Genomic DNA, 14,314 nt, shown 5'->3' on the forward strand with positions numbered 1-14,314 from the left:
AAACCGAAAAGGAGTATCTCTTCTGATTAAAATTTAATCATTTTGCGACACTCCCTTCTCATTAATAATTCATAACTCTTATTATACTCATTAATTATTAATTAGTTTTAACATCTTTTTCAGCACCATCTTTTAATATATTCAGTATTTTACCGCTTTCAGCACTTACAAAAATTTTCCAACTAATATTAACATCTTTATCACTTTTACCATTAACATTTACAATATAGCATAATTCATAGATTTGACTTACCTCTTTCTCCATTTTGTTATCAGCATAAACCAAATCTATCTTATCATTATTTGCACCTTCCTTGTTATACTTCTTAAAGGCATTTAAAGCGATTTCCTTTGCTTCTTCTTTAGCTATATTTATTACTGGCTGTTTACATTCCTTTTGCAGAGTAGAATTTGAATATCCATCCAAAAAACCGTTTTCTTTATTAATATTTAATTTTATCTCATCAAAATAAAACGGATATCCATCTTTTTGTTTGGTAAATATAAAAGAATAATACGGAAGATATTTGGCTCCTTCATTCATATTAACAGATTTTAATACCACATCTCCATTATATATACTTTTCAAATAATCTTCTGCGTTTTTTTTAGCATCTTCTACCTTTACTTTTATAATGTTTAATTGATTATCTTTTTTTGCAAATCCTATTACATTATTATTTTTATCTAAATCTATTCCAAAATTTTGAGTTGATATACTTCTATAAACCAATTCATTTTGGCTATTTATGGTTTTAATTCTTTCATATTTTATAGCATCTAATTTTTGATCCGTATTTACTGCATTAATTGAATATAATTTAGTCATAAAATCCTTAGATGCTTTAATTTCCTTTGCACCAGGACCAATAAAATTATATAGTATCACAGATATTATTATAAGTAGACCTCCCAAAGTCATTCCACCTATAATACTAGCTCTTTTAAACTTCATTAATAACCTCCTGCCTCATATAAATTTAATTTTATTATAACATACTTTTCATACTAAATCCTTGATAATTTCAAGGATTAACACACAAAATAATGTTATAGCAGAAATCTAAATACAAAAGGCTTATCATCAAATGATTATTTTGAAGATAAACCTTTAATAAATTCAAATTTTATCTATACCTGAATTTACTTATTTGTTATTCAATTCTGGAAACCAAAGTTCTATTTCTTCTTTTGCACTTTCTACTGTATCAGAGGCATGAACACAATTTTCTGTTTTACTTCTTGCATATCTATGTCTTATAGTTCCTTCTTCAGCATCTGTTGGACTTGTAGCTCCATTAATCTTTCTTACTCTTGCAACTGCATCTTCACCTTTTAAAATAATTGCGCATAATGGACTTCTTGTAATAAAAGTTATTAATTCTTCATAGAACACCTTTCCCTTATGCTGACAATAATGTTTTTCTGCTATTTCTCTTGTTGCTTGCATTAATTTCAATTCTACTACTTTAAGTCCATTAGCCTCATAGCAACTTATTATATTCCCAATTATATTTCTTTCAACTCCATCTGGTTTTATTAAAACCATACTCTTTTCAACCATTTTAAGCCCTCCCTATTATGTAAATTATTTGATATTATTACCCTTTACAAAAATATTATACTAAATTTTCCGAAAATTATAAATACTTTTATAATGTTATTCCATATTTATTATATTGCTGATATAATTTTTCTATAACATATGTATTAAAATAACGGATCTATCTATAAAAATTTCTTATTACATAGTCAACTGAATTTTGGTGAAAATACTAATTTATTAAGAAATCTTATTTCAATATAGTCATCTAATTTAGAATCTTTATAGTTAGGAGGATAAATATGGTTAGATATTCAATATTAGTTGATGGTAGAGTGCAAGGTGTCGGTTTTCGTTATTTTACTCAAGTTACAGCTTCTACCTTAAATTTGACTGGCTACTGTGAAAATCTAATAGATGGAAAAGTTCAAATAGAAGTCCAAGGTTTGGAGGAAAATATTAATTTGTTTATCTCTAAAATTAAGCAAGGAAATAATTTTTGCCGTATCAGCAATGTAAAAGTGGTTAATATTCCTGTTATTAATAACGAAAAAAAATATTCTATAAAATATTAAATAAAGTAAAGATGTATTGATTTTGTAATTAAACCAATACATCTTTACTTTATTTATATTATATTTAATCATAACTCCAAATCTTCTAGTTTCCCTTTTTTCTTTAATCTAAGCAATAACTCATTTGGATCTTTATTAATTATAAGTTCTTCTGGGAAATCTATTGATTCCAGCATGCTAATAGCCTTAGTAAATTCGCCTATTAATGTACAAAAGTGAGCATCACTATTCATTATTAATTTACCACCATATTTTTTGCATAATGAAGCTATCTCAGTACAATTACCTAAACTTCCAATTCTTGAAGTTGTAAATGAACTATTATTAATTTCTATTAACACATCATTTTCAATTGCACACTTTACAACTCTTTCAAAATCAACAGGCACTGCTGGATTTCCAAGATGACCAACAATATCGATCTTGCCGCTTTTGATTACATTTATAAAAGCTCTTGTATTTTCTTCTACAGTTCCAAGATTATATATATTTTCATGTATGCTTCCAATTACAATATCCATTTTTTCTATTGTAAAATCATCCATATCTAAATTTCCCTCATAATCAATTATATTAGCTTCTGCTCCATATAGCATAGTAACTCCATACATTTCTCTTGGCAGTACCTTATAGTTATGAAAATACCAAATATGAGGAGAATGAGGCATACCAATTCCATGTTCTGTAGTTCCTAATACTTTTAGCCCTTTTTCAGCTGCTGCCTTTGCATTTTCCATTAAAGTTGAATAAGCGTGCCCACTAGCTATAGTATGAGTATGCACATCTAATGCGTATTTCATTAAATCACCTTTTTTCCTTATAAAATTTCTTTACTAAATTTATATTAACATACTTTAACCGTTAATTAAACTAAAGCAAGATCCATAAATATATGCAATGATACATTATAAACGTTTAAAAATTATATACTTGCAATTATTCTATATTAATCACTATAAAATTTTATCATCTCTTAAAATTATTTATTATACAGATTTTTATTCCATATTTTCATAAGTTGATTGCTTATATTCAGATAGGTTATAATATTATAGGCAATAAAATTAAATAAAAATGAAAAGGAGGTACTACTATTCATTTTAAATAAAGTAAGTGTTTATTATTAAGATAATACTACTGTGAATAGTACAAACAACTTATGATCAAATTAATTGTAACAGATATGGATGGAACATTATTAACCGAAGAAGGTCATTTACCAGAAGGATTTATGGATATTTTTAATCGCGTAAAAGCTAAAGATATTAAATGGGTTGCTGCAAGTGGAAGACCTTACTACACATTACAATCAAACTTCGGTCCAATTGGAAGATATTTATCTTTTATATGTGAAAATGGTGCTTTAGTAGTAGATAATGATAAAGTAATTTATGAAAGCGTTATTGATACAAGCACTGTTTCAGAAGTACTTACAGCTGCAAAAGAAATAGACAGCAATGTAGTAATTTTATGCTCTGCAAATTGTGCTTACGTTGAAAATTGTTCAGAAGAGCACTTAGCAGAAATAAAGAAATATTATACTTGTCTTAAAGTCGTTGATGATTTATTCCAAATTACTGATCCTATAATTAAAATAACTATTTGTAACTTAGAAAATTCTCATGAAAATTTGGATAATTTTTTCAAACCAAAATTTGAAGATAAATTAAATGTAGTAGGGTCTGGTCTAATATGGATTGATATTTCAAATAAAAATGTAACTAAAGGAACAGCACTTGAAACTCTAATGAATGCATATAATGTTTCAAAGGAAGAAACTATGGTTTTCGGGGATTATTATAATGACATAGAAATGCTTCAAAAAGCTGAATTTAGCTTTGTAATGGAAAATTCTCCAGAAGACATGAAACAATACGGTAAATACATAGCTGCAAGTAATACAGAAGCAGGGGTTTTAAGAGCTATTCTTGAATATGCACTTTAAGAAGTTTTAAAAATCTAAACTAAAAAGCCACCGTAAATATTTGATAAAAAACAAATATTTAGTGTGGCTTTTTCATTAATGAATAAAAATCAATTATTCAATATATATATCCGAAAATTCAATATCAATCTTTTCTTCTAATTGGTTCGTCTCCCATTCTTCATGAACCATTTCCTTATTTTCTAGCTTAGTTATTCTAGGCAAGGTTATAATAAATTCATTCCCTTTATTATTTGATCTTAATCTTATAGTTCCTCCTTGAAGTTCAACTAGTGCTTTTGTCAAGAATAATCCTAACCCACTTCCTTCTTTTAATCTGTTAAATGCTTTATTTAGTTTTGTAAATTTATCAAAAATATACGGTATAGTTTCCCTATCAATTTCTAATCCATCATTTTGAATTTTTATCATTACATATTCGAATTTAAAAATTCCTACACTAACCTTTATGTTTCCATCTTTTTTACCATACTTAACAGAATTAGAAAGGATATTCAAAATTATTCTTGTAATCATTTCTTTATCGCAATTAACATAAATTTCTTCTTGATTTGCATCAAATGTCAAAGAATTTTCAATTAACTGGATATATTTGTTAGAAGCAAGCGAAGCATTTTCAACAACTTCAACAATATTATGTATTTTAAATTCCGGTATCATATATCCTTCAGAAATTTTATTTGCATCAATAAAATTATTTATTGTTCTAATAAGACGGAGACAGTTTTGTCTTATTATTCTTCTATTTTTTTCAATACCTTCAACATTATTTTCCCCAAGATAAATTTGATTCATTTGCAGTGCTGTATATATTAAATTTATAGGAGTTTTTAATTCGTGAGAAATATTGGCAAAGAATTCTTTTTTTATCTCTTCTTCTTCCAGATATTCTTCAAGTATTTTCTTTATTTCTTTATTTTCATTTATTGCACTAATATCGTGGATGTAAAGAATTATACTATTCTCATCTACATAAGATAAAAATATTTCAACTTCTAAACCTGTATATTTCATCTTTGCAAAAGGGATATAATTTCCAGCCTTCTCTACATCTTTTAAAGTAATATCAAAATACTTATAAATAAAATCAGATAAATATAATCCTATGATTTCATCATTTTTAATTTTTAGAGTTTCTAATGTCTTTTTATTAAAATATTGAAGCCTTTCATTAAAAAATAAAAATACACCTCCATAAATAGAATCTATTAACTGATTATTTTTTTCCTGACTTTTCTTCAAAACTATATTGTTTTCATTTAAGATTCTATTTCTGGTTATTAAAATAGCATTAAGTTGTTTTTTAGTTTTTGTAGCCATATCTATGTTTGTATTAATTTTAAATAGAGAATTGTCCAGTACTTTTCCAATTATAAAATTATAAAATCTATAAAATATAATGCATTTTATGAATATAATGATTTCAGAAAATCTCTTATATCCTAAAATTATAGCTATTAATCCAATATAATAGAGCATTATTGAACTAATGTAAACCGTAATCTGCTTAAACTCATCAAGTAAAAAAATTTCTTTGTTTTTAATTACTTTTCTTGAAACTGATATACACATTACTATACTAATTAAAATACTTATTATAATAGTTCGTATTAAAAAATACGCTTCACTTCTTTGATAAAAGTACGTATTGCTTTTAAATATGTAGAATAATACAACAAACCATATTGAATAAAAAATCAAAATCACTGCACTTTTTGTAGTACTTCCCTTAAATTTCAAGAAATTTTCTAATGCACAGCATTCCAAAATAGCCTGTACATTAAACAAGAGTATAAAATAAATTCTAGGAGTATATTCAAATAATAACATGAACCCAACTATATTTAAAATTATTATCCCAATTAATATAAAATAACCTATTTGAAAACTTTTCATAAAAGTTTTATCAACAAATTTTGTTCTTATCAGATTTACATAGATAAATACTGTAATCATTGATATTGTTATGATACTATTTAAAATTAAATAAATATTATATTCGCTAGTAATCAGAGAATACGTCAGCACTACAAAAACAGCAATAATAATATTTCTTACTTTAGGCTTTTTTAGACTTTTCATTATATTATTACACCATAGAAGTATTGCATCTTTATACATTCTTATTCTCCTTCTTGAATTTCATACTTATAGTTGTTCCTACCTCTTCATTTCTTTTAATTTGAATAGTTCCTCCTTGCAATTCAACCAATTGCTTTACTACTGAAAGACCTATTCCTGTACCGCTTTTTCTATCAGGCTTACAAGCTTCTCCCACCGCATACCTATTAAAAGCTTGATAAATAAACTCCTCTTCAATTCCACTCCCATTATCTTTTACTAATATATTAACATCTTCTCCATAATCAGAAATGATTACATAAATCTTTCCGCCATCTGGAGTATATTTAACTGCGTTTGAAACTAAATTTAAGATTATCCTATCCATAAACTCATGATCTACATTTAAGTAACATTCCTCTGTATTTGTGTCAAAAATCAAATCTATGTTACTCCATTTTACATAATCAATTAAAGACATTACATTTTCTTCGATTACTTCTACGATATTGATATATTCCAATCTAGGAACTAAAAAATGAGAATTAATCTTAGAATTATCAATTAAATTATTAGTAAGCTTGATTAATGAAATACAATTTTGCCTAGATATATTATTATACTTCTGTAAAATCTCTAAATCAGCTTTATCTATATATATTTTTTCAACCTGCATTGCAGAATAAATTACATTTATAGGTGTCTTTAAATCATGGCTTATACTAGAAAGAAACTCTGCTCTAATAATTTCATCTAATTTTCTATTTTCAACTTCTTTTTTTATTTCTTCCGTTTGAACTTTTGAAGTGTTATCCTTAATCAATATCAATTTTTTATTTTCATCAGAATAATTTGATAATAATTTTGCTTCGACAAAACGTCTTTCTTCACCTATATATATAATCGCATTGTAGTTTTCATTAACTTCACTTGGTGGCATATATTCAAGATATTTACTTATTTTTTTGTTAATGATATCTCTAGCCTTAGAAATGCCTATAATTCTTAAAAATTGCCTATTCACAAATAAAATTCTATCATTAGCTGCATTTAAAATTATAATGGGATGTGGCATGAATCTAAAAAATGTAGAGTATAAATATTCTTCGCTTTTAAGAAGATTTATTGATTTCTCCAATTCCTTATTTCCTTCCAATATTTTTAAATTCAACCTATCTAATTCCTTATTTTTTTCGTTCAAAGAATTTGATAAAGTTTTATATGGCTCTCTTATGAGCTTAATAACAATAAAATTCCAAGTAATTCTAAAGTTTATTAAATGAATAATTTCAATAACTGCATTACCAATAGTTTCATTTCCATAAAAATTATATATATTTGCAATTAATATTATAATTGTAGAGCATATATAAATTTTAAGCATACTATATTCTTCTGCTTTGAATATACATACTTTTTTTATATTTATAACAATTCTTGCGAACAAAGGAATCCCAATAATTAAGTATACAATTTTTACAAGATAAGTGGTTTCATCATAGTAATAACTCAATCCTAAACTTGCGATAATTAAAATAACTACTTGATAAGCAGATTTTTTTAATTCAATATTTTTATAAATATATTGACTTAATGCATAAATGCAAAAGGTTTCAATTAATAAAATACTTTCTTTGCTTATAGCTATGTAAATTAAATTTTTTTGACTCAGAAAATTTTTTTCATTGATATTTATTATTAATCCTACAGCTGAAATAAAAATCATTAAAGAAAAAAATTCAGCTACAATTTTAGATATATATTGTTTGTAAAATTTATTAACTTGTTGTAATAATACAAATAAAACTATACTTAAAATTATATAAAAACTTCTAAACATAAGAGGTATATTTACATTTTCATTAACAGCAAACATCTTTAGTATAAAATATGCTAATATACTAGTTATGTAAATATATAGAACTTTATATCTATTTATATAAAATTTATTTGCTTTTTCTATATAAGCTTCCATTTTTCCTCCCTGCTTTATTAAAGTCTTTAGCATATTTAAACCATATCATTTCACCTTATATATTACTTTATTTCCATTGAAATGTATATATCTTGAATTAGCTTGCAAAAAAAGAATAGCCATAAATTTTTTAAATTAGACTATTCTTCATATTTACTATTATTTTCTAATGACGTAATACTTCACTCATAGTTAATTTCCCTACAAACATTGCAACAAGTTTGCTTAATACACCTTTTAATAATAGACCAATCAATAATGAGATAATCATAAAAACACATAGTATCCCCATATCTCTTAGCAATATTGAATGAACTATTCCAGCCATTACCTGCCTCATTCCATTTATTGCATAAGTAAATGGTAAAAACGGATATATTTTCTGAAACAGAACAGGTGTTACTTCAATTGGAAAATTACCACTTGAACCAGCCATTTGTAGTACTAAAGTAACTATTATAATTGCTTTTCCAACATCATGTAAAATACTGGCTGCTGTATATATAATAGTAACAAATACAATACTGACAAAAATACTATAAAAAATATACATTATAGGATGTACTGCATAACTCTTTAAGATAAACAAGGCTCCCATACTTGCTACTATTGCCTGACATATCCCTAAAGTGATAAACAACAATAATTTTCCCAAATACATTTCATATGGTCTTATAATTGTTCCATCTTCAAATTCTGGTGCTTCTTGAGTTAACAATGCTGAAGCTAAAAGTCCTCCAACCCATAAACATAAAACTGTATAAAAAGGTGTAGCCGTGGAACCATAATTGGGCCATCCAAATAGCCTATTATCTTCAATTTCAACTGGACTTTGCATAAAATCACTTTGATTTTCCCAACTATTTGACATCATATCTAACAATTGATCTATTCTGTCTTCATCATCCATTTCCCTAAGCTTATCTGCTAATTCTTTAATTTTATCTTTTGCTTCTGGAACTTTACCCTTTAAATTATTTAATTCTTCATTAGATAAACTTGTTGCATCTTGAGAAACACTTAATAAATCTTCAATTTGAGGTATTGTATCTTGACCTACTTTTACTAAAGTTGATCCATCATCCAAAATTCCTCTTATGGAATCAAATCCATTTTCTACAGATGATACAACTTCTGAATCATAAATATTTAAAATATCTGCTACTAAAGTATGTACTTGATCCATTACAACTATAGTATCTTTTAATGTTTGGGTATCTAATCCTTCACCATTTTTTAATTTATCAATATCATCATCAGTTCTATTAATCAATATATCAAGTTTTTCATCAATAGTATCTAACTTATCTATTGTGTCTGATATTACTTTATTTATGTCTTTCAAATTTCCTTGCATGCTTTGAATTGATTGCTGTTGTTTCTTTAACTGTTCTCTTAAATCTTGGACTTCTTTTATTGAGTTCAATTCCTCACTACCTGGAGGTAATTCTGTATCTATATTGCTAACATTACTGAAAAACTTTTTTATACTTTTAAGTTTATGTTTTATATTATTTACACTTTCTTGTGTTGCTTTAGCTGTATCAGATACTGTCCTTAAAGTCTTTTCAGCTACTTCAGGAAGTATTTTTTCATCAAGATTTTTAAGTTCTGTACTTGAGTTATCAAGTATCCTTTCTGATAATACTAAATCCTTTTTTACTATTGGTGATATGTCTGATAATTCACCTTGTGTTTTATCTAATGTTTCTTGACTATTATTTATGAAATCACTAGTTGAATTAAGCATGTCAGACATTGGCGTAATCATATCATTAGTCTTATTTAACACCTTTGAAAGGTCATTTGTTCCAGATATAGCTGTATCTAACAGCTTCTCTAATTCCGACATATTATCATCGAGTTCATAAATATTATCAACTATTTTCCTTATTTTTTCTCTATTATTTTGTATATCTATTCCTTTTTCATTAAGAACCTTAAATAATACTCCCGAAACAGTTTTATTTATATTTTGATCAAGTTGATTTTTAACATTTTTTATTCCTGAATCTGTCATCTTAGGGGCTATTGCATTTTTCTTTTCATTTACAGTATAAATTAACTTTGGCTTCACAACACTTTTAGATACAAAAGTTGTTGCTTTTTCAGAAAAATCTTCTGGAATTTCTATCATTGCGTAATATTTTTCTAATATTAAATCTTTTCTAGCTGCTTCTTTGTCATTTAAAAACTCCCAGCCTAATTTATCATTTTTTTTAAGTTCATCTACTAATTCGTTTCCTATATTTACATCTTGTCCCTTGAAATATGTTCCTTTATCTCCATTGATGATGGCAATTTTTATTCCTTTAGTATTTGAATATGGATCCCATGAAGCATCTATATTTATTAAGGAATATAAGGAAGGAATAATTATAATAACCAACATCATAATTAAGGCTACCCAATTAGTACATATTTTAGTCATATCTCTTTTATAAATTCTAAATACATTTTTCATAATTTAATCCCTCTAAATATATATTATTAACTGCTCATGATTGAACTTTCTTTTAATCTTTCAACATACTTTCTTCTTTTCTTATTTGAAACCTTCTTAAATAATATACCTATAACAATGGATATTGCCATAAATACGCATAAAACAATAGTATCTCTAATTAATATGGAATAAACTATTCCCGCCATTATCTGTCTTACACCACTTATAGCATAAGTAAATGGCAATAAAGGAAATAGTTTTTGGAAAATCGATGGATTAACTTCTATAGGGAAATTACCACTAGTTCCTGCTACCTGTATTACTAGCAATACAACTCCCATTACTATACCACCATGTCCCCAAACACTAACTGCAGTATAAATAATTATTGTAAATACAATACTTACAAATATAGAATATAAAACAAACATTGTCGGATGAACAGCATAACTCTTTAATAAGAATAAAGCACCTAAACTAGCAACAAGTGCTTGCCCTATTCCTATCATTAAAAATAGTAACATCTTTCCAAAATAAACTTCATTGTGAGTCAATTTTTTATCTTCTTCAAGAGAATGTGCTTCTGTTCCAAGTATGATCGAAAGCATATAACCTCCAATCCAAAGACATAGAACTGTATAAAACGGTGTAACTGTTGATCCATAGTTTGGCCATGAAAATAATCTATTATCTTGAATTTCAACTGGACTTGCAAAGAAATCACTTTGAGCTTCCCAATCATTTGAAATCATGTCTAATAATTCATCAATATCTTCTTTATTATCTATTTTTTTAAGTCTTTGGGCTAATTCATGAACATTATCTTTAATATCAGGGAATTTTTCTTTTAATTTATTCAACTCATCATTGGATAAACTTGCTGTATTTGAAAATGTATTTATTAATTCCTGAACATCTGGTAAAATATTTTTTCCTTGTGCAGCTAAATTTAAACCTTGATCTGAAATTTCCCTAGCTGAATCTAAACCACTATTAATAGTTGGTATTATTTCTGAATCATAATTATTTAAAACATCAGAAACTAAAGTATGAGCATCATCTAAAACTTTTCTTGTATCTGTAAGATTTTGAGTATGTAATCTTTCTCCATGATTTAATTTATCAAGTTTTTCATTTACCCTATTTATTAATAAATCAAGTTGCTCATCTACTGTGTCTAAATTGCTTATTATTTTAGAAATATGTTTACTTTCTTCTTTTAATGCACCTTGAGCATTTTCTAGTGCCTTAGCTTGTTTATCAATGCTTTCATTAATTTTAGCTATTTGTTCTGGAGTTTGAGTGTTTTGATCAATTGATGGCTTAGGAATTTCGGCTTTACTTGCAGAATCCATAGCCTTCTTTATTTTTTTCAACTTAGATCTGGCATCTTCTACACTAGTTTTAGTTGCTTTAGCTGAATCTGAAACCTGAATCAATGTCTTTTTAGCCATTTCTGGCAAAATTTTATCATCAAGATTTCCAAGCATAACACTAGAAGTATCAAGGAAATTTTCAGCATTTACCAAATCCTCTTTTATCTTCGGTGTATCACTATCTAAGTCTCCTTGAGTTTCGTCTATATAATTTTGAGTCCTATTTAAAAATTGTGTTGTTGAATCTATACTATCTGATGCTATTGGTAGAATTTCATTTCCCTTTTCCAATAACTCAGAAATGCTAATTGTCCCATTAATAGCTTCATCCAATAATACTTCATATTCAGGCATGTTCTCATCTAATTTATAAACCGAATCAAATATATTTCTAAGCTCAGGCCTATTATTTTGTATGTCTACGCCTATTTCATTACAAGCTCTGAATAGTATTCCAGAAATAGTTTTTACTATATTATCATCTAATTGATTTTTAACAGTTTTTACTCCCGCATCTGTCATTTTTGCAGCAATACCATTCATTTTTTCATTTACAGTATATATTAACTTAGGTTTTTTTATTTCTTTTTTAGTTATTGTAGTTACATTTTCAGAAAAATCTTCTGGTATTTCAATAGTTGCATAATATTTCTCCATTAATAAACCTTGTTTAGCTTCATCTATATCATCTACAAAAACCCATCCAAGTTTATCATTGTCCTTTAATTTATCAACTAATTCATTTCCCAAATTTATATCCTTTTCTTCATATACAGTTCCCTTATCTTCATTAATTACAGCAATCTTTATTCCACTTGTACTAGAATATGGATCTGAAGACGCATATATATTTATTAAAGAATATAAAGATGGTATTACTATTAATGCTATTACTACAATTGTTGCAGCCCAATTAGTGAATATATTTTTTAAATCTCTTGTAAAAATCTTTATTACATTCCTCATTCTTATACTACCTCTATTAGAATATTAATTATTATTTATTGATTATATCACAAAAAATGACTAAGAGTCATTTTTTTATATAAATATTTATATATTTTTTATTACTTTTATTTTTACTACACTTTTATTTCAAACTTTTAAATTATCTCATAATATTATACACTAAAATACTCGTAATTAATCATTTATTTTAATTTAAGCAGAATATTAATAATAATAAGACAAATACTATAAAAGTAAAATTTACATAACTAATGTAACACTTTAGTGTAAAGAATATATCTGAATAAATGGAGGTAAAAAATGTGAAAACAAAAAATAAATTTATAGCATTTCTTTTAATATTAATTAGTTTTATTTCCTTCTTCACAATAAAAAACTTTATTGAACAAAAAAACAAAAAAATTAATTCATACATTACATTAAACTTAATGCTGGATAAACTTTTTAACCCCAAATTAAATACAGATCAAGCATCTATAGAACAAATTAGGGAAAAATTAAATAGAGATTCATCTAAATTATCTAAATCATCAATACCATTTTCAAACATAAAAAATACTTATGTGCCAACAGACTCCGAAAAAATACCTATCCGCATCTACACCCCAGAGGATGCCAGTAACCTTCCTCTAATCATTTATTCCCATGGTGGTTTTTGGATTGCAGGAAACCTTGATACTCATGATAATATTTGTAGAAAGCTCTCAAAAAATACAAAAGCAGTCGTTATATCAGTTGATTATAGTCTTGCTCCTGAAAAACCCTTTCCTGCAGGTCTTAATGATGTATATAATGTCCTTCAATGGACATACCAAAATGCAGAAAGCATACATGTTGATAAAAGACTCATAGCTATTGCTGGTGATAGTGCAGGTGCAAATCTTACCTCCGCAGTTTCTTTGATTTCACAAAATAAAAATGGTCCTAAAATTACTTGCCAGGTCTTAATATATCCTTCTACAAACATATATGACTTAAATAGTGGATCTTGGTCTAAATTTGCTAATTATTTCAATATATCAACAGAAGATATGGAAAAATATATTTCAATATATATACCTAAAAAAGAAGATAGAAAAACTCCTTATGCTTCACCTCTTTTAGCTGATAACTTCAATGGTTTACCAGATACACTTGTCATAACAGCAGAAATTGACCCTCTTCGAGATGAAGGAGAAGCTTATGCAAATAAATTAAGTAACTCTGGAATTCAAGCTAAAATTCTAAGAATTGATGGCGTTACCCATGGTTTTATTACAATGGATAGGATTATCAGTAAATCAGATGAAGCACTAAATGAAATTTCATCATATTTAAAACTTGAATTTTCAAAATAAAAAACAATACCATATACTTACGTTCAAATTATATAAATTTAATAACATAAAAAATGCACACACTCTTCAACTACTTTTAGAAAAGAC

Annotated in this window: 10 protein-coding genes; 3 read left to right on the forward strand and 7 right to left on the reverse strand. The window is 26.4% G+C overall.

All coding sequences use genetic code 11. From position 1 onward, the window contains the following. Nucleotides 1-97: 97 nt before the first annotated feature. Nucleotides 98-955 carry a YcdB/YcdC domain-containing protein gene (locus tag GXK56_RS24380; protein WP_160692384.1) on the reverse strand — a complete coding sequence of 286 codons (858 nt, stop codon included), beginning with the start codon at nt 953-955 and terminating at the stop codon, nt 98-100. A 192-nt stretch (nt 956-1,147) separates the two neighbouring features. Next, nucleotides 1,148-1,564, reverse strand: coding sequence for a nucleoside-diphosphate kinase (ndk, locus tag GXK56_RS24385; protein ID WP_160692386.1), 417 nt, complete (start codon nt 1,562-1,564; stop codon nt 1,148-1,150). A 281-nt stretch (nt 1,565-1,845) separates the two neighbouring features. Between ndk and GXK56_RS24390 the strand changes: the two genes are divergently transcribed. Continuing rightward, on the forward strand, nt 1,846-2,118 hold the full coding sequence (locus GXK56_RS24390; RefSeq protein WP_160692388.1) for an acylphosphatase: 273 nt from the start codon (nt 1,846-1,848) through the stop codon (nt 2,116-2,118). Nucleotides 2,119-2,186: 68 nt separating this feature from the next. Here the strand turns inward: GXK56_RS24390 and GXK56_RS24395 are convergent, their stop codons facing one another. Continuing rightward, nucleotides 2,187-2,918: a phosphatase gene (locus GXK56_RS24395; protein WP_160692390.1), complete on the reverse strand. Its 732-nt coding sequence runs from the start codon at nt 2,916-2,918 to the stop codon at nt 2,187-2,189. Nucleotides 2,919-3,277: 359 nt separating this feature from the next. On the opposite strand from GXK56_RS24395, the gene GXK56_RS24400 reads away from it, so the two are divergent. Further along, nucleotides 3,278-4,063 carry an HAD family hydrolase gene (locus GXK56_RS24400; RefSeq protein ID WP_160692392.1) on the forward strand — a complete coding sequence of 262 codons (786 nt, stop codon included), beginning with the start codon at nt 3,278-3,280 and terminating at the stop codon, nt 4,061-4,063. Between the two features lie 93 nt (nt 4,064-4,156). Here the strand turns inward: GXK56_RS24400 and GXK56_RS24405 are convergent, their stop codons facing one another. From GXK56_RS24405 to GXK56_RS24420, 4 genes are all read right to left on the reverse strand, one after another. Then, nucleotides 4,157-6,184, reverse strand: coding sequence for a HAMP domain-containing sensor histidine kinase (locus GXK56_RS24405; RefSeq protein ID WP_160692394.1), 2,028 nt, complete (start codon nt 6,182-6,184; stop codon nt 4,157-4,159). Further along, nucleotides 6,177-8,099: a HAMP domain-containing sensor histidine kinase gene (locus GXK56_RS24410; RefSeq protein ID WP_160692396.1), complete on the reverse strand. Its 1,923-nt coding sequence runs from the start codon at nt 8,097-8,099 to the stop codon at nt 6,177-6,179. Before GXK56_RS24410 ends, GXK56_RS24405 begins: the two co-directional genes overlap by 8 nt. A gap of 166 nt (nt 8,100-8,265) precedes the next feature. Next, a complete protein-coding gene (locus GXK56_RS24415) occupies nt 8,266-10,563 on the reverse strand; it encodes a YhgE/Pip domain-containing protein (RefSeq protein ID WP_160692398.1) in 2,298 nt (765 codons plus the stop codon). Between the two features lie 26 nt (nt 10,564-10,589). Beyond that, entirely contained in the window at nt 10,590-12,887 is a 2,298-nt protein-coding gene (locus tag GXK56_RS24420; protein WP_160692400.1) for a YhgE/Pip domain-containing protein, read from the reverse strand. A 305-nt stretch (nt 12,888-13,192) separates the two neighbouring features. Between GXK56_RS24420 and GXK56_RS24425 the strand changes: the two genes are divergently transcribed. Further along, nucleotides 13,193-14,227 carry an alpha/beta hydrolase gene (locus GXK56_RS24425; protein ID WP_202127938.1) on the forward strand — a complete coding sequence of 345 codons (1,035 nt, stop codon included), beginning with the start codon at nt 13,193-13,195 and terminating at the stop codon, nt 14,225-14,227. The last annotated feature ends 87 nt before the right edge of the window (nt 14,228-14,314 follow it).

Source organism: Clostridium sp. C2-6-12 (assembly GCF_009928485.1).
GTDB lineage: Bacteria > Bacillota > Clostridia > Clostridiales > Clostridiaceae > Clostridium.

Coding starts and splice junctions, on each gene's coding strand:
- GXK56_RS24410 (WP_160692396.1), bottom strand. CDS start 8,099: ATGGAAGCTTATATAGAAAAAGCAAATAAATTTTATATAAATAGATAT.
- GXK56_RS24405 (WP_160692394.1), bottom strand. CDS start 6,184: ATGTATAAAGATGCAATACTTCTATGGTGTAATAATATAATGAAAAGT.
- GXK56_RS24395 (WP_160692390.1), bottom strand. CDS start 2,918: ATGAAATACGCATTAGATGTGCATACTCATACTATAGCTAGTGGGCAC.
- GXK56_RS24400 (WP_160692392.1), top strand. CDS start 3,278: ATGATCAAATTAATTGTAACAGATATGGATGGAACATTATTAACCGAA.
- GXK56_RS24390 (WP_160692388.1), top strand. CDS start 1,846: ATGGTTAGATATTCAATATTAGTTGATGGTAGAGTGCAAGGTGTCGGT.
- ndk (WP_160692386.1), bottom strand. CDS start 1,564: ATGGTTGAAAAGAGTATGGTTTTAATAAAACCAGATGGAGTTGAAAGA.
- GXK56_RS24380 (WP_160692384.1), bottom strand. CDS start 955: ATGAAGTTTAAAAGAGCTAGTATTATAGGTGGAATGACTTTGGGAGGT.
- GXK56_RS24415 (WP_160692398.1), bottom strand. CDS start 10,563: ATGAAAAATGTATTTAGAATTTATAAAAGAGATATGACTAAAATATGT.
- GXK56_RS24420 (WP_160692400.1), bottom strand. CDS start 12,887: ATGAGGAATGTAATAAAGATTTTTACAAGAGATTTAAAAAATATATTC.